Annotated in this window: 13 protein-coding genes; 11 read left to right on the top strand and 2 right to left on the bottom strand. The window is 60.3% G+C overall.

What is annotated here, in order from left to right; genetic code table 11:
- Positions 1-50 precede the first annotated feature (50 nt).
- Complete coding sequence (glpK, locus tag AC3WOY_RS08880) at positions 51-1,541, top strand: glycerol kinase GlpK (RefSeq protein WP_492422833.1); 1,491 nt, start codon at positions 51-53, stop codon at positions 1,539-1,541.
- A 105-nt stretch (positions 1,542-1,646) separates the two neighbouring features.
- Positions 1,647-2,582 carry a UDP-3-O-acyl-N-acetylglucosamine deacetylase gene (lpxC, locus tag AC3WOY_RS08875; protein ID WP_492422831.1) on the top strand — a complete coding sequence of 312 codons (936 nt, stop codon included), beginning with the start codon at positions 1,647-1,649 and terminating at the stop codon, positions 2,580-2,582.
- Here the strand turns inward: lpxC and AC3WOY_RS08870 are convergent.
- A complete protein-coding gene (locus tag AC3WOY_RS08870; RefSeq protein WP_492422829.1) occupies positions 2,579-3,094 on the bottom strand; it encodes a DciA family protein in 516 nt (171 codons plus the stop codon). The genes lpxC and AC3WOY_RS08870 overlap by 4 nt on opposite strands.
- Positions 3,095-3,145: 51 nt before the next feature.
- Between AC3WOY_RS08870 and AC3WOY_RS08865 the strand changes: the two genes are divergently transcribed.
- The 6 genes from AC3WOY_RS08865 (at position 3,146) to AC3WOY_RS08840 (ending at position 11,740) form a co-directional block, all read left to right on the top strand.
- Positions 3,146-4,096: a peptidoglycan DD-metalloendopeptidase family protein gene (locus tag AC3WOY_RS08865; RefSeq protein WP_492422827.1), complete on the top strand. Its 951-nt coding sequence runs from the start codon at positions 3,146-3,148 to the stop codon at positions 4,094-4,096.
- Between the two features lie 257 nt (positions 4,097-4,353).
- Positions 4,354-7,119: a preprotein translocase subunit SecA gene (secA, locus tag AC3WOY_RS08860; RefSeq protein ID WP_492422825.1), complete on the top strand. Its 2,766-nt coding sequence runs from the start codon at positions 4,354-4,356 to the stop codon at positions 7,117-7,119.
- A 113-nt stretch (positions 7,120-7,232) separates the two neighbouring features.
- A complete protein-coding gene (gene ybiB, locus AC3WOY_RS08855; RefSeq protein WP_492422823.1) occupies positions 7,233-8,225 on the top strand; it encodes a DNA-binding protein YbiB in 993 nt (330 codons plus the stop codon).
- The gene (gene cobA, locus AC3WOY_RS08850) at positions 8,209-8,988 is read left to right on the top strand and encodes a uroporphyrinogen-III C-methyltransferase (RefSeq protein WP_492422821.1); all 780 of its coding nucleotides are present in this window, start codon (positions 8,209-8,211) and stop codon (positions 8,986-8,988) included. The genes ybiB and cobA overlap by 17 nt, the downstream gene beginning before the upstream one ends.
- A 375-nt stretch (positions 8,989-9,363) precedes the next feature.
- The gene (locus tag AC3WOY_RS08845; RefSeq protein WP_492422819.1) at positions 9,364-10,569 is read left to right on the top strand and encodes a cation:proton antiporter; all 1,206 of its coding nucleotides are present in this window, start codon (positions 9,364-9,366) and stop codon (positions 10,567-10,569) included.
- A 16-nt stretch (positions 10,570-10,585) separates the two neighbouring features.
- Positions 10,586-11,740 (top strand): YbdK family carboxylate-amine ligase, encoded by a 1,155-nt coding sequence (locus tag AC3WOY_RS08840; RefSeq protein ID WP_492422817.1) that lies wholly within the window; start codon positions 10,586-10,588, stop codon positions 11,738-11,740.
- A gap of 58 nt (positions 11,741-11,798) precedes the next feature.
- Here AC3WOY_RS08840 and AC3WOY_RS08835 read toward each other — a convergent pair whose 3' ends face one another.
- A complete protein-coding gene (locus AC3WOY_RS08835) occupies positions 11,799-12,650 on the bottom strand; it encodes an SAM-dependent methyltransferase (RefSeq protein ID WP_492422815.1) in 852 nt (283 codons plus the stop codon).
- Positions 12,651-12,790: 140 nt separating this feature from the next.
- Between AC3WOY_RS08835 and AC3WOY_RS08830 the strand changes: the two genes are divergently transcribed.
- From AC3WOY_RS08830 to AC3WOY_RS08820, 3 genes are all read left to right on the top strand, one after another.
- Entirely contained in the window at positions 12,791-13,987 is a 1,197-nt protein-coding gene (locus tag AC3WOY_RS08830; RefSeq protein ID WP_492422813.1) for a BaiN/RdsA family NAD(P)/FAD-dependent oxidoreductase, read from the top strand.
- Positions 13,988-14,094: 107 nt separating this feature from the next.
- Positions 14,095-14,307: a 30S ribosomal protein S21 gene (rpsU, locus tag AC3WOY_RS08825; protein ID WP_088706764.1), complete on the top strand. Its 213-nt coding sequence runs from the start codon at positions 14,095-14,097 to the stop codon at positions 14,305-14,307.
- 142 nt (positions 14,308-14,449) lie between these two features.
- Positions 14,450-14,899: a GatB/YqeY domain-containing protein gene (locus AC3WOY_RS08820; protein ID WP_492422810.1), complete on the top strand. Its 450-nt coding sequence runs from the start codon at positions 14,450-14,452 to the stop codon at positions 14,897-14,899.
- The last annotated feature ends 78 nt before the right edge of the window (positions 14,900-14,977 follow it).

The following is a 14,977-nucleotide window of genomic DNA, read 5'->3' as shown; positions in this document are numbered from 1 at the left end:
CGCCATTTTTCATGGCGGCCGGAGAGCGCGTCATTCAAGGAGACAGTCCAGTGACCAGATATATCCTCGCCCTCGACCAGGGCACGACCAGTTCGCGCGCGATCCTGTTCGATCGCGAAGGCCGCATGCAGGGCATCGCACAGCAGGAATTCCGGCAGATTTTCCCGCAGTCGGGTTGGGTTGAACATGATGCCAACGAAATCTGGAGCAGCCAGCTGAGCGTCGCGCAGCAGGTGCTCAGGCAGCTGAACATCAGCGCGGCCGACATTGCCGCCATCGGCATTACGAACCAGCGCGAGACGACCGTGGTGTGGGACCGCAGGACGGGCGAGCCGATCGCCAATGCCATCGTATGGCAGGACCACCGCACCGCAGGCCTGTGCGACAGCCTGCGCGAGCAGGGCAAGACCGCGTTGTTCCAGGGGAAGACCGGCCTCGTGATCGATGCCTATTTTTCCGGCACCAAGCTCAAGTGGCTGCTGGATAACGTCGCCGGCGCGCGCAGCAAGGCCGAGCGTGGAGAACTCGCCTTCGGCACCATCGATTCCTGGCTCATCTACAAGCTGTGCGGGGCGCATGTGGTCGACACCAGCAACGCGTCGCGCACGCTGCTGTTCAATATTCACACCCTTCAATGGGACGATGAGCTGCTTGCCGTCCTCGGCATCCCCCGCAGCCTGCTGCCTGAAGTTGTCTCCGGAAGCGGCGTGGTCGGCAACTCAAGAGCCGAATTGCTTGGCGGCGCAATCCCGATCGCCGGCATCGCCGGGGACCAGCAGGCCGCGACGTTCGGCCAGGCATGCCATCGCCCGGGCATGGCAAAGAATACCTATGGCACCGGCTGCTTCATGCTGATGAACACCGGCAAGCAGGCCATCACCTCGAAGAACAGCCTGTTGACCACCATCGGCTGGACCATCGGCGGACAGACGGATTACATGCTCGAAGGCAGCGTGTTCAATGCCGGCGCCGCCGTGCAGTGGCTGCGTGACGGGCTGGGCATCATCAAGAGTTCGGAAGAAGTCGAAGCACTGGCGTCAAGCGTTCCGGATACCGGAGGGGTTTTCTTCGTGCCCGCATTTGCCGGTCTGGGAACGCCTTACTGGGACGCGTACGCGCGCGGCACCATGGTAGGCATCAGCCGGGGAACGACCAAGGCGCACATCGCGCGAGCGACGCTGGCCAGCATTGCCTATCAAACCGCCGACGTGCTCGAGGCGATGCAGAAGGACGCATCCATCGGCCTGACTGAATTGCGGGTGGACGGCGGCGCCTCGCGCAACGACTTGCTGATGCAGTTCCAGGCCGACGTGCTCGGCGTCCCGGTGGTGCGGCCACTCGTGACGGAAACGACCGCACTGGGCGCGGCTTACCTTGCTGGCCTCGCAGTGAAGTTCTGGGGCTCGAAGGATGAAATCGCTGCGCAATGGCAGGTTCAAAAACGCTTCGAGCCCGCCATGGCCGCCGATGAACGCGAGCAACGCCTTTCGACATGGCGCCGCGCGGTGCAGCGCGCGCAACATTGGCTGGAAAGCCACTAAATAAAGGGGGGATGACGGAAGTTCGTTGCGGATAGCGTGGTGTAAGCCCAACAACCGTTACAGTGCTTTACAACTGACCGGTGGGTTAGTTGCTATAATTCACCGATGCTAAAACAACGCACCGTCAAACAGCTCGTCAAGACCATTGGCGTCGGATTGCATTCCGGCACCAAGGTCGAGCTCACCTTGCGACCGGCCGCGCCTGACACTGGCATCGTTTTCCGTCGCGTCGATGTCAATCCGCCGGTTGACCTGCCTGCGAGCGCCAATGGTGTGGGAGATACCCGGATGGCTTCCGTCCTGGAGAAGGACGGCATTCGCGTCTCGACCGTCGAGCACCTGATGTCGGCCTGCGCCGGCCTCGGCATCGACAACCTGTACGTGGACGTCACGGCCGAAGAAATTCCGATCATGGACGGCTCCGCGGCCTCCTTCGTCTTCCTGCTGCAACAGGCCGGCCTGCAGGAGCAGAACGCGCCGAAGAAGTTCATCCGCGTCAAGAAGCCGGTCGAAGTCCGCGAAGGCAAGGGCGCCCAGGAAAAATGGGCGCGCCTCGAACCGTACGACGGCTTCAAGCTCAGCTTCTTCATCGAATTCAACCATCCGGCGGTCGATGCGACCGGCCAGATTGCCGAAGTCGATTTCGGCATCGATTCCTACGTGAAGGAAATCGCCCGCGCGCGCACCTTCGGCTTCATGCAGGACGTCGAAACCCTGCGCGGCATGGGACTGGCCCGTGGCGGTTCGCTGGAAAACGCGATCGTAATGGATGAATACCGGATCCTCAATCCGGACGGCCTGCGCTATGAGAATGAATTCGTGCGGCACAAGATTCTCGACGCGATCGGCGACCTCTATCTGGTCGGCCATCCGCTGCTCGCCGGCTACGTGGCCCACAAGTCGGGGCACATGATGAACAACCTGCTGCTGCGCGCACTGCTCGATCAGCCGGATGCCTATGAAATCGTGACGTTTGATTCGATCACGACCGCGCCGGAAGCGTACGCCCGCCAGACACGGCAGGAGTGGGCCTTCAGCTAAGCCTTCCCGTGGCGCTTGAGCATGGTGCTCAACGCCACCGTCAACGCCTCGTTTCCGCGTGACTTTTCCAATGAATTCCGCAGGTCTTCGAATGCCGACAAGGCCTTGTTCGGCAGCTCGATTTCTTTCTGGCGAATTATCTTTTCGCCAATCTTTCTAACTTGCACTTTGATACGTATTGCGTTAACCTGCCAACCGCGTTGCAGTAGGCCTTCTTGCAATTTTGGCAACTGCTGCTTGAGCTTCGCGGCAAGCGCGGCATTCGGTACCCCGACCGTTAATTGATCTTCGTCGAACCGCATGACGGAACAAGCGTCAAAAAGCGCGGGGAGGATAGCCGAACACTCTTCTTGCAACTTCGCCAGGCGCATGACGGCCGGCAAAAGCGTGGCCATTCTGTCGTGCGTGCGCAGGAAATCTGTAACAGCTGTAACTCTGCTCGCGGGCTTTGCACCTGCGCGGGTAGACTGAAATCGTTGCTGAGAAGAAAGAAATAAGGGCGGGCGACTCATGCTTGAACCTTATCACATCACACCTGCGATAGACGAGTCGGAGGAGTTTGAATGCAAATTATTCTGCTGCACCCGCGCTTCAGCGCCAGGACGCTCACCCTGACGCGATGGCACCTGATGCTGCTCGGGCTTGTGTTTTTGTCATCGGTCATCCTCGTTTCCCTTTTCCTGTATTACCTCACCTTCCGCCACGCCACCGATCTCAACATTCCGGTCGTTCGCGACGTCCTCGCTTCCGCCACCCACGACGACACCAGCAAGAAAGACAAGTACGTCAAGGAAAACCTCGCCGCCATGGCCATGAAGCTGGGCGAGATGCAGGCACAACTGATGCGCCTGGACGCATTGGGCGAACGCGTGCAGGGCCTCGCTGGCGTCAAGCCGCAGGAATTCAATTTCCGCGAGATGCCTGGCCGCGGCGGCACCGAGCCATCCAGCCTGAAGGACCGGCCGCTCAGCATGAACGAATTCCAGCAACTGCTCGACGCCATGGCACGTGACGTCGAACACCGCGCCGATTACATGAACGTGGTCGAAACGACGCTGATGAGCCACAAGATCAAGTCCAAGCTGCTGCCCACCATCCAGCCGGTCAATGTCAGCTATAACGCTTCCGGCTTTGGCTGGCGTTTCGATCCCTTCACCGGACGCCAGGCCTTCCATGAAGGGATCGACTTTGCAGCGGCCACCGGCACCCCGATCGTCGCTGCTGCCGGCGGGGTAGTGATCACTGCCGAATATCACCACCAGTTCGGCAACATGGTCGAAATCGACCATGGCAATGACATGATTACGCGTTATGCCCATTGTTCGCGCCTTGGCGTCAAGGTCGGCGACATTGTCCGGCGCGGCCAGCACGTCGCCGATATCGGATCCACCGGCCGTTCCACCGGCTCACATCTGCACTTCGAGGTCCTGGTGAAAGGCATTCAGCAGGATCCGCACAAATTCCTGTCCGCAGGCGCGGACCAGGCAAAGCTGGCCGCACTCGCTGCCAGATAGTGCCGCCCCTCGCACTGTTGTCTTTGCAGTGCCAGGGGGATTGTTTCCCTTTGGATCGTCCCCATCTTCCGCTTGATCGGCTGGATTCAGGCCGGGCGGGATTCCGGGAATTTGTCCTCGCGCAATCATTTTGCGCATCCGGTTCCGAAGCGGGCAGACCTCGATGGGCTGCATGATAAAATCAGCAATTTACCCAATTGCGTCTCCGTGAAACTCATGCAGGGCTGTTTTCGCGGCGTCTAAATCAAAATTAAAGCATGTCCCTACTGACCCAGATTTTCGGCAGCCGCAACCAGCGGCTGATCAAGCAATACCAAAAGACCGTCCGCGAAATCAATGCGCTTGAACCGGCGATGGAAAAGCTGTCCGACGCCGAGCTGCAGGCGAAAACGCCTGAGTTCAAGGAGCGCATCGCCAAGGGCACGACGCTGGACGAGATCCTGCCGGAAGCCTTTGCGGTCTGCCGCGAAGCGAGCCGCCGCGTGCTGAAGATGCGCCACTTCGATGTGCAGCTCATCGGCGGCATGGTCCTCCACAACGGCAAGATCGCCGAGATGGGCACGGGCGAAGGCAAAACGCTGATGGCGACGCTGGCTGCCTATCTCAATGCCCTGAGCGGCAAGGGCGTGCACGTCGTGACGGTCAACGACTACCTCGCGCAGCGCGACGCCGAATGGATGGGCAAGCTGTACGCCTGGCTTGGCCTGACGACGGGCGTCAACCTGTCGCAGATGCCTCACGACACCAAGCAGGCTGCGTATGCTGCCGACATTACCTACGGCACCAACAACGAATTCGGTTTCGACTACCTGCGCGACAACATGGTCTACGACTCGGGCGACCGCGTGCAGCGCAGCCTGAACTTCGCCATCGTCGATGAAGTGGACTCGATCCTGATCGACGAAGCGCGTACCCCGCTCATCATTTCCGGCCAGGCCGAAGACCACACCGACCTGTACATCAAGATGAACGCCGTCCCGCCGCTGCTGACGCTGCAGATCGGCGAGGAAACACCGGACGGCAAGGGCAAGATCGAAGTCCCCGGCGACTACACCAAGGACGAAAAGTCACACCAGGTGCTGCTGACCGAAGCAGGCCATGAAAAGGCAGAGCAGATCCTGACCCGCATGGGCCTGCTGCCGGAAGGCGCATCGCTCTACGAACCGGCCAACATCACGCTGATCCACCACCTGTACGCCGCCCTGCGCGCGCACGTGCTGTTCCACAAGGACCAGCATTACGTCGTGCAAAACAATGAAGTCATCATCGTCGACGAATTCACCGGCCGCCTGATGGTGGGCCGCCGCTGGTCCGACGGCCTGCACCAGGCGGTCGAGGCGAAGGAGGGAGCGAAGATCCAGAACGAGAACCAGACCCTGGCCTCGATCACCTTCCAGAATTATTTCCGCATGTACGGCAAGCTCGCCGGCATGACCGGCACCGCCGATACCGAAGCCTACGAATTCCAGGAAATCTACGGCCTCGAAACCGTCGTCATTCCGCCCAACCGTCCGAGCCAGCGCAAGGACCGCCAGGACCAGGTGTACAAGACCGCACAGGAGAGATACAACGCGGTCGTCAACGACATCAAGGACTGCTACGAGCGCGGCCAGCCGGTGCTGGTCGGCACGACATCCATCGAGAACTCCGAACTGATCTCGAAGATCCTCGCCAAGCACAATCTCCCGCACAACGTCCTCAACGCCAAGCAGCACGCGCGCGAAGCGGAAATCGTCGCACAGGCGGGCCGGCCGAAGATGATCACCATCGCCACCAACATGGCCGGCCGCGGTACCGACATTGTGCTGGGCGGTAATGTCGAGAAGCAGATCCAGATCATCGAAGCCGATGCCAACCTGGGCGACGCCGAGAAGCAGCAGAAGGCCAAGACCCTGCGCGACGAATGGCAGTCGCTGCACGACCATGTGGTCAACGCGGGCGGACTGCACATCATCGGTACCGAACGCCACGAATCCCGCCGCATCGACAACCAGCTGCGCGGCCGTTCCGGCCGCCAGGGCGATCCGGGTTCCTCGCGCTTTTACCTGTCGCTCGACGACCCGCTCCTGCGCATCTTCGCCGGCGACCGCGTGCGCGCCATCATGGACCGCCTGAAGATGCCGGAAGGCGAGCCGATCGAAGCCGGTATCGTGTCGCGCTCCATCGAATCCGCGCAGCGCAAGGTCGAAGCGCGCAACTTCGACATCCGCAAGCAATTGCTGGAATACGACGATGTCGCCAACGACCAGCGCAAGGTGATCTACCAGCAGCGCAACGAACTGCTCGAAGCGCACGACGTGGCCGAGATGATCGCGTCCCTGCGCCAGGGGCTGTTCACCGACGTGTTCCGCGCCTTCGTGCCGGAAGAGTCGATGGAAGAGCAGTGGGACCTCAAGGGCCTGGAAGCTGCACTCGCCAACGAGTGGCAGCTCGAGGTGCCGCTCACGAAGATCCTGGAAGCCCAGCCCGAACTGACCGACGACGAGCTGCTCGAGCGTGTGCAGAAGGCGGCGGAGGAATCCTACAGCGCCAAGGTAGAGGTCATCGGCAAGGAAGCATTCGCCGGCTTCGAGCGCAGCGTGATGCTGCAGAGCATCGACACGCACTGGCGCGAGCACCTTGCGGCGCTCGACCACCTGCGCCAGGGCATCCATCTGCGCGGTTATGCGCAGAAGAACCCGAAGCAGGAGTACAAGCGCGAAGCCTTCGAACTGTTCGGTACCATGCTGGACCTGATCAAGAACGAAGTGGTCCGCATCGTGATGACCGTGCGCATCCAGTCGCGTGAAGAGATCGACGCGGCGGAAGCACAGCTCGCCCAGTCGCACGTAGAGAACGTGCACTACGAACACGCCGACTTCAATCCGAATGCCGCACCGGAAGAACTTCTCGCGCCGACCGCCAACGCGGAATCCGCCGGCCAGCAGCCGATGGTCAATGCCGTGCCGAAGGTCGGCCGCAACGATCCCTGCCCCTGCGGCAGCGGCAAGAAGTACAAGCAGTGCCACGGTCGCCTGGCCTAAGAATCCGGCATCCGAAAAGACAAAGGGCAGGGTAACCTGCCCTTTGTCTTTTCGGCCGGGAAAATCGCGTTGCGCACTTTCAGCCCGCCCGCGCCTCGTAGTACCCTATCGCCATGGAACAAGCACATACCAACGAACCGTTTGCCGCCGCCCCCTTCATCAAGGAGATCGGCCGCGGCAAGAAAGGTGCGCGCAGCATTTCCCGCGAGGACGCCTGCCGCCTTTACGAAGCCATGCTCGACGGCCGTGTCTCCGACCTCGAGATGGGCGGCCTCATGCTGGCGATGCGCATCAAGGGCGAGTCCGTCGACGAAATCGCAGGATTCCTCAATGCGGCGGAGCAGTCGTTCGACAAGCTGCCTTGTCCCCCCGGCGATTTCGCACCGGTTGTCATTCCCAGTTATAACGGCTCGCGGCAAATGCCCAATCTCACGCCGCTGCTGGCAATGCTTCTTGCGCAACGCGGCGTGCCGGTCCTGGTGCACGGCGTCACGACTGATCCCGGACGGGTGACGACGGCGGAAATCCTGCAGCAGCTCGGCGTCTCGTTCGCGCAGTCGATCGAGCAGGCCATGCAGGGTTTTGCACGGCGAGAGCCGGTGTTCATGCCTATTGAAGTATTGGCGCCACGCATGGCACGCCTGCTTGAGTTGCGCCGCATCCTCGGCGTGCGCAATTCGACCCACACGCTGGTCAAGATCTTGCAGCCCTTCGCAGGACCGGCGCTGCGCCTGACCTCGTACACGCATCCGGAATACCTGGAGATGCTGACGGCGTATTTCAGCTCCGCCGTGCCGCTCGACCGCGGCGACACCTTCCTGATGCGCGGCACCGAAGGCGAGACCGTCGCCAATGCCAAGCGCGCCCAGCAGATATCATGGTTTCATGATCATCAATGCACTATCATGGTGCAAAAACAGGAGGCGGTCGATGAATTACCCCCGCTTCCGCTTCAACGTGATGCATCTACCACGGCTGAATGGATCAGATCGGCGCTCAACGGCAGCCAGCCGGTACCCGTTCCCATTGCCGAGCAGATGGAACACTGTTTGCATGTAGCAGGGCTCGTACATGCCAAACAGGTGTCACATGGAGAAGCTAGGTAAGGTTGTTCTGGTCGGCGCAGGCCCGGGAGATCCGGACCTCCTCACCATCAAGGCTGTCAAGGCGATCGCCGCAGCCGATGTGATCCTCGTCGATGACCTCGTCAATCCCGAAATCCTCGACCACGCGCGTTTCGATGCGCGCATTATCCCCGTCGGCAAACGCGGCGGATGCCAGTCGACGCCGCAGGAGTTCATCGAGAAGCTGATGATCAGCGAGGCGTGCGCCGGCAACTTCGTCGCGCGCCTGAAAGGCGGCGACCCGTTCATCTTCGGGCGCGGCGGCGAGGAGCGCGCGCACCTTGAAGCAGCCGGCATCAAGGTCGAAGTGGTCAACGGGATCAGCAGCGGCCTCGCTGCGCCCGCATCGCTCGGCATCCCGCTTACCCATCGCGACTGGAGCCAGGGCGCGATTTTCGTCACCGGCCACGGCAAGAAGGCAGATGCCAATCCCGACTGGGCTACGCTTGCGAAGTTGGACATGACCCTGGTGATTTACATGGGTGTCGCCCGCTGCAGCGAAATCCAGCAGGCGCTGCTTGCCGGCGGCAAGTCCGCGATGACTCCGGTGGCGGTGGTGCATGCCGCCACGTCGACCAGTCAGGCACAACTGATCACCACACTCGGCGAGCTGCCCTCTGCATTGGCATCCTCGAAGCTTGCCAGCCCGAGCATCATTGTCGTCGGTGATGTTGTCCGCTGCGCGCGGCCCGAATTCATCAACGAAGCAATGCATCGCCGGTATTTCGCTTCGTGCCAGGCGTGATACGCCCGTTCGTTTCTTGTCCCTGATTCCTCATCCGGCCAGTCAAGCCGTTTGAGGAATGTCATCCTTCCTCCCCGCTGTACCCGCTTAAATAATCGGCAAGCTGCAAGAGCAGCTTCTTCCTGCAGGAAATAATCTCCGGAACTTTTTGCATTGCCTGCGGACAAAGGTTTGCAGTCCACCATGGCTGAAACATAAAAGTATAGGTATCAGACGCCGACTCCAGGGAGGTTTCGGAACTCGTTATCCATGCTCATCGTTCCGATGACGGTGGCTCGTCGCGCCTGACGAGCTCCCCGCCGCTGCCGGAGTTCGTCAACTGCTTCCTCATGCGTGCCGTGCGCGCTGGAGGATGCATCCCGATGAGGAGTCACCATGCCGTGGACCTTCCCGCTGTTTGACCCGTCACAGCCGCTGCAATGGAATGCGTTGCTGCTGTTCGGCAGCCTGCTGCTGCTCGGACTGATCGGTGGCTACCTCGTTTCCAGGAACCCCTGGATTCCCCGCATCACCGGCTACCTGCTGGCCGGGATTGTCGTTGGAGAAAGCGGCCTGCAATGGCTGTCGGGCGACATTCTGAAGGTTGCGCATATCTTTGCCGACATCGCGCTCGCACTGGTTGTCTACCAGCTCGGACGTTATGTGGACATCGGATGGCTGCGCCACGAAAGATGGCTGCTGGCAACCGTCGTGAGCGGGGCCGCGCTGTGCTTCGGATTCGTGTGGATGGCGCTGGAGCTGTTCGGCGTAGCGCGTCCGCTTGCGATGCTTGCCGGCGTGTTCGCGATCGGTACCGCCCCCGGGGTCATCATGGTTGTCGTGCGCGATCTCGGCGCGGAAGGGCAGGTCACGCGCAGGCTTGCCGCGATGACTGCGTTGAACAATCTCGTCGCGCTGGTGTCCGCGTATATCATGCTGCCCGTGGTGGCGACCGACGTCGACATTCCGCTGCAGACCTTGCTGTCGAGTACGGTCTACTCGGTATTCGGCTCCGCGCTGCTGGCCTATCTGACGTATCGCCTGATGATGCCCCTTGCGCGGCTGCTCGGCCGCGAACGCAGCCGGCAATTCGTCCTCGTGATCGCCATCATCACGCTGACCATCGGCGCCGCCCATGCATTGCGCCTGCCGGTGCTGCTCACCATGCTGATCTTCGCGATCCTCTCCAAGAACCTGGATCTCCAGTACGACCTGATGGAACTGGAGTTCGGCGTCGCGAACGAACTCTTCATCGTGATGCTGTTTGCCACCATCGGTGCTTCCATCGGCATCGCCGATGTCGCCACGATCGGCCTGTCAGTGCTCGTCCTGGTCGGTGCGCGCTTTGCCGCGATGGCCTGCAGCATTTTTGCCTTTGCGCGGCCTGCGCGGTTGAAGTGGCGGCAGGCCGGACTCCTGACGCTCGGCACGCTTCCCATGGCGGAAGCGAGCCTGGGCCTTGCACAGATTTCCGCTGTTTACCCGCAGACCGCCGCAGCTGTTGCGCCTTTGCTGGCCGGGACGCTGATCGTCCTTGAACTGCTGGGACCGATCGCCACGCAATTCGCACTGATCAAGTCCGGCGAAAGCGGACGCGACTGAACCACCGGAGACATCCATGAACGCGCTGCCTTTCACAACATCGACGCCCTTTACCATGGGAATCGAACTGGAACTTCAACTGGTGAACCGACGCAACTACAACCTTGCCACGGACGCCATCGACCTGCTGGCATGGATCGAGCCGCGCGAACTGCAGAACCAGATCAAGCTCGAGATCACGCAGGGCATGATCGAGCTGAACTCCGGCATCCATACCCGCGTCGATCACCTGCTGGAAGAGTTGAAGGAACTGCGCGGCGCGCTCACGCGAGGCGCGCACCATCTCAACATCGATGTCGCCGGCGGCGGGGCGCACCCGTTCCAGAACTGGAGCGAGCAACGGATCACGCCGAGCGAGCGATTCCACCACCTGCACGAAAAGTATGGCTATCTCGCGAAGACGTTCACGGTGTTCGGGCAGCACATCCATATTGGCGTCGCAAACGGCGATGACGCGCTGTACCTGACGCACGGATTCTCGCGCTATGTGCCGCACTTCATCGCGCTGTCCGCCGCGTCGCCGTTCTATCAGGGCGTCGACACGGCCTTCGATTCGTCACGCAGCAATGTCGTGCGCGCTTTCCCCCTCGCTGGCACGGCGCCGGTGGTGACGAAGTGGACTGACTTCGAGAAGTATTACGATGAGCTGATCGACCTGGGCATCATTGCAAGCATGAAGGACTTTTACTGGGACATCCGTCCCAAGCCCGAGTACGGCACGGTGGAGATCCGTGTATGCGACACGCCGCTGACGCTTGAGCATGCCGCATTGCTCGGATGCTACGCACAGTTGCTCGCACGCTGGATCCTCACGGAACGTCCTCTCCGGATCGACGACGATTTCTACTTGCTCTACCAGTACAACCGGTTCGAGGCCAGCCGCTACGGCCTGGACGGCGAAATAGCCCAGCATGGCGAAGACAAGACTGCGGCCGCGGGAAAGCAATCGATTTTCGTCAGCATCCTCGACCGCCTGCAGGATCTGAAACGCTATGCGCAGAACGAGGCGGAGGTGCAGGCCCTGAAGAAGCTGCGGCACATGGCCTACGAGCGGCTGAACGACGCCGCCTGGTTGCGTGAAACCTACAGGAAGCGCGGCTCGCTCAACGATGTGATGCGATTGTCGTCGGAACTGTGGATGAAAGATTCGGCATCGCCGTATTTCCATTAATAAATCCTTGGTAGTGCCGACCCGCATCGTATACAGAGCGCCATTTAACGACCATCGCTCAGTGCCGCCTCGACGTTCTCATCCAATTGTTGCGGATTCCCTTGATCCAGTCGATGGGAGTGCTTTTCTTTTTCTGAATGATCAATCCAACTGAGGTCACAACATATTTCCCGATCTGCAGCTTTAAATGAATCAGCTGTTTGTAGGGAGGGATATCGATGATCTGATCGAGTTTTCCAGTTCCATCCGTAAGGTCAAGATCGACGATATGGCCATGGGACCTCAGGTTCCGTACTACCTCTTCGATATCTCTCTGTCGATACAGGACGGTTGGACCGCCGTCTACAGTATCTGTATTGGACGTCACATTGAATTCAGTCGTATGGATGGCAAAGCCGCCGGGCTTCAGGCAATTCATCGCGTTGTAGATGAATTCCATGCCTTTTTCAAGACTGCCAAGATGTTCAAGTGCGCAGGAAGACCAGACGAAGTCGTATATCCCGTTGAAGTCTGCAGGTATGTTGGTCATGTCAGCGACCTTGAATTCGACAAGCTCTTCAAAATCACGAGGATTGCAAATTCCGCGCGAATTTAGTTGTTGAAGGCTTCTTGCATGCTGGCCGGTCTCTACCCAGCCGGCCGATTGGGCCTCTTCAAGTGCCAGGTCCGTTGCCGTGATTCGTGCGCCCTTGCTCGCAAACATGGCGGTAAGTGGCTCTTCGCCAACCGCGAATCCCAGACCGCGCATTCCTTTGCGAAGCATGCCACGCTCATCGAGCGCCTGACAGATGAAACACCATTCCCATATTTTTCTATGCACATGGCCGGGCTTCTCTCCGAGCTTTGCTCCCCATTCCTGAGATGTCGGGGAAAGGAGCATCGACTCGGTGCAAAGGCAGGAAATCAGCATGGTGTGGTGTCGTTCAATGGGCGAATGATGTGGGCGGGACCGATGCAAGTCTCATCGGATCTGAAAGTCGAATTGATGCCGATTGGTAATGGGCAAGCCTTGAATATCGCTACAATTATGGCTCATTAGAGAAATATGCCATGTTAAACGAATACGACCTTGCAGTAATCGGCGCCGGCGCCGCAGGCATGATGTGCGCCGCCGCTGCCGGCCAGAACGGCAGGAAGGTCGTGCTGATCGACCACGCTACAAGACTCGCCGAGAAAATCCGCATTTCCGGCGGCGGCCGCTGCAACTTCACCAACCTCCACGCCGGGCCGCAAAACTACCTGTCGGAAAACCCCCACTTCTGCAAGAGCGCGCTGTCGCGCTACACGCCGCAGGATTTTCTCGCGCTCGTGAAACGCCACCGCATTGCCTTCCATGAAAAACACAAGGGGCAACTCTTCTGCGACGATTCCGCCGAGCAGATCATCGACATGCTCAAGGCCGAGTGCGGCACCGGGCATGTGTCATGGCGCATGCCGTGCAAGGTCGAGGCGATCGGCAGGGAAGGGGGACGCTTCGTCATCGGCACGGACGGCGGGTCGATTCTTGCGAAGAGCCTTGTCATTGCCACCGGCGGCCTCTCCATTCCGAAAATCGGCGCCACGGATTTCGCCTTCCGCGTCGCAAAGCAGTTCGGCCTGAAGCTGGTCGAACCGCGCCCCGGCCTCGTGCCGCTGACCTTCGACAGCGCCGGCTGGGAGCCCTTCATTCCGCTAGCAGGCATTTCGCTCGAGGTCGGTATCGAAACCGGCGAGAAGAAGTCGCGCATGCATTTTCGCGAAGACCTGCTCTTCACGCATCGCGGCCTGTCGGGGCCGGCGGTCCTGCAGATTTCCAGTTTCTGGCAGCCGGGAACGGCACTCACGCTGGACCTGGTGCCTGAAGTCGACGTCGCGCAAACGCTGATCGAAGGCAAAACCACGATCAAGAAAAACCTCGGCAATATCCTCGCCCAATGGCTGCCTGCGCGTTTGGCCGACGGCTTGCTGCAGGCGAACGGTTTCAAACCAGACGCGCGCATTGCCGACCTGCCGGACAAGCAGCTGCGCAAGCTCGGCGAGTCGTTGAACCGCTGGGTCATCGTTCCGAATGGATCGGAAGGCTACCGCAAGGCGGAAGTCACCTGCGGCGGCATCGATACGCGCGAACTCTCGCAGCAGAGCATGATGGCGGCGAAGGTGCCCGGCCTGCACTTCATCGGCGAGTCGGTCGACGTGACGGGCTGGCTGGGCGGCTACAACTTCCAGTGGGCCTGGGCTTCCGGCGTGGCGGCGGGATTGTCTTTGTAGCAATGGTGGACGTGTGCAACAACAAACAGACGTTGTCCTTTCCAATGTTGGACGAAGCTGCTATACTCGTCGTCTTTCCTACAAATTTCATCGGTTTGTGAGTTTACATGACCACTATTCGCATTAAAGAAAACGAGCCTTTCGAAGTCGCCATGCGTCGCTTCAAGCGCACCATCGAAAAGACCGGTCTCCTGACCGAGCTGCGTGCGCGCGAGTTCTACGAGAAGCCGACCGCTGAGCGCAAGCGCAAGCTCGCCGCTGCCGTGAAGCGCCACTACAAGCGCATCCGCAGCCAGCAACTGCCGAAGAAGATGTACTGATTTTGCTGCCGCACGCTCGCGTGCGGTGCTCTGCAAACCCGCTCCGGTGTAGTTTCCGCAGCGGGTTTTGGTGTTTATAGCCTGCTGTATTTTTGCGCGTCTTGCTTGTAGAGCGCGAAAACTGTCTGCACATGGAGAGAAAATGGGCCTGAAAGAGCAAATCACCGAAGACATGAAGGCCGCGATGCGCGCCAAGGATAGCGCCAGGCTGGGCGCCATCCGCCTGCTGACCGCCGCAATGAAGCAGAAGGAAGTCGATGAGCGCATCGAGCTGACCGATGCCCACGTTCTCGCCATCATCGAAAAGATGATCAAGCAGCGCAAGGATTCGATCGCACAGTTCGAAGCCGGCGGTCGCCAGGATCTCGCCGATACCGAAAAGGCCGAAATGGCGGTGCTGTCCACCTACATGCCCGCCGCCATGCCCGAGTCTGAAATCCAGGCTGAAGTGGCCGCCGCCGTTGCCGCCACCGGCGCGGCCGGCCCGCAGGACATGGGCAAGGTCATGGGCGTGCTCAAGCCCAAGCTCGCCGGGCGCGCCGACATGACCGTCGTTTCTGCGCTGGTCAAGGCCGCTCTCACCAAGGCTTGAATGGCGCGGGCGGGCGATTGCCAGCCGATCGCCGCGCCCCAGCATACAGTTGGCGTCGACGCGCTCCGCATTCCCGTG

The sequence above is a fragment of the Noviherbaspirillum sp. FW303-A3 genome (assembly GCF_058788695.1).
The sequence above is the reverse complement of the archived record's forward strand: the minus strand, read 5'-3'. Positions and strand labels throughout refer to the sequence as shown.

Excerpts from the sequence above, each read along its gene's own strand:
- AC3WOY_RS08845 (WP_492422819.1), top strand. The coding sequence starts at position 9,364 with ATGCCGTGGACCTTCCCGCTGTTTGACCCGTCACAGCCGCTGCAATGG.
- AC3WOY_RS08865 (WP_492422827.1), top strand. The coding sequence starts at position 3,146 with ATGCAAATTATTCTGCTGCACCCGCGCTTCAGCGCCAGGACGCTCACC.
- AC3WOY_RS08840 (WP_492422817.1), top strand. The coding sequence starts at position 10,586 with ATGAACGCGCTGCCTTTCACAACATCGACGCCCTTTACCATGGGAATC.
- ybiB (WP_492422823.1), top strand. The coding sequence starts at position 7,233 with ATGGAACAAGCACATACCAACGAACCGTTTGCCGCCGCCCCCTTCATC.
- secA (WP_492422825.1), top strand. The coding sequence starts at position 4,354 with ATGTCCCTACTGACCCAGATTTTCGGCAGCCGCAACCAGCGGCTGATC.
- cobA (WP_492422821.1), top strand. The coding sequence starts at position 8,209 with ATGGAGAAGCTAGGTAAGGTTGTTCTGGTCGGCGCAGGCCCGGGAGAT.
- AC3WOY_RS08870 (WP_492422829.1), bottom strand. The coding sequence starts at position 3,094 with ATGAGTCGCCCGCCCTTATTTCTTTCTTCTCAGCAACGATTTCAGTCT.
- AC3WOY_RS08830 (WP_492422813.1), top strand. The coding sequence starts at position 12,791 with ATGTTAAACGAATACGACCTTGCAGTAATCGGCGCCGGCGCCGCAGGC.
- AC3WOY_RS08835 (WP_492422815.1), bottom strand. The coding sequence starts at position 12,650 with ATGCTGATTTCCTGCCTTTGCACCGAGTCGATGCTCCTTTCCCCGACA.
- AC3WOY_RS08820 (WP_492422810.1), top strand. The coding sequence starts at position 14,450 with ATGGGCCTGAAAGAGCAAATCACCGAAGACATGAAGGCCGCGATGCGC.
- rpsU (WP_088706764.1), top strand. The coding sequence starts at position 14,095 with ATGACCACTATTCGCATTAAAGAAAACGAGCCTTTCGAAGTCGCCATG.
- lpxC (WP_492422831.1), top strand. The coding sequence starts at position 1,647 with ATGCTAAAACAACGCACCGTCAAACAGCTCGTCAAGACCATTGGCGTC.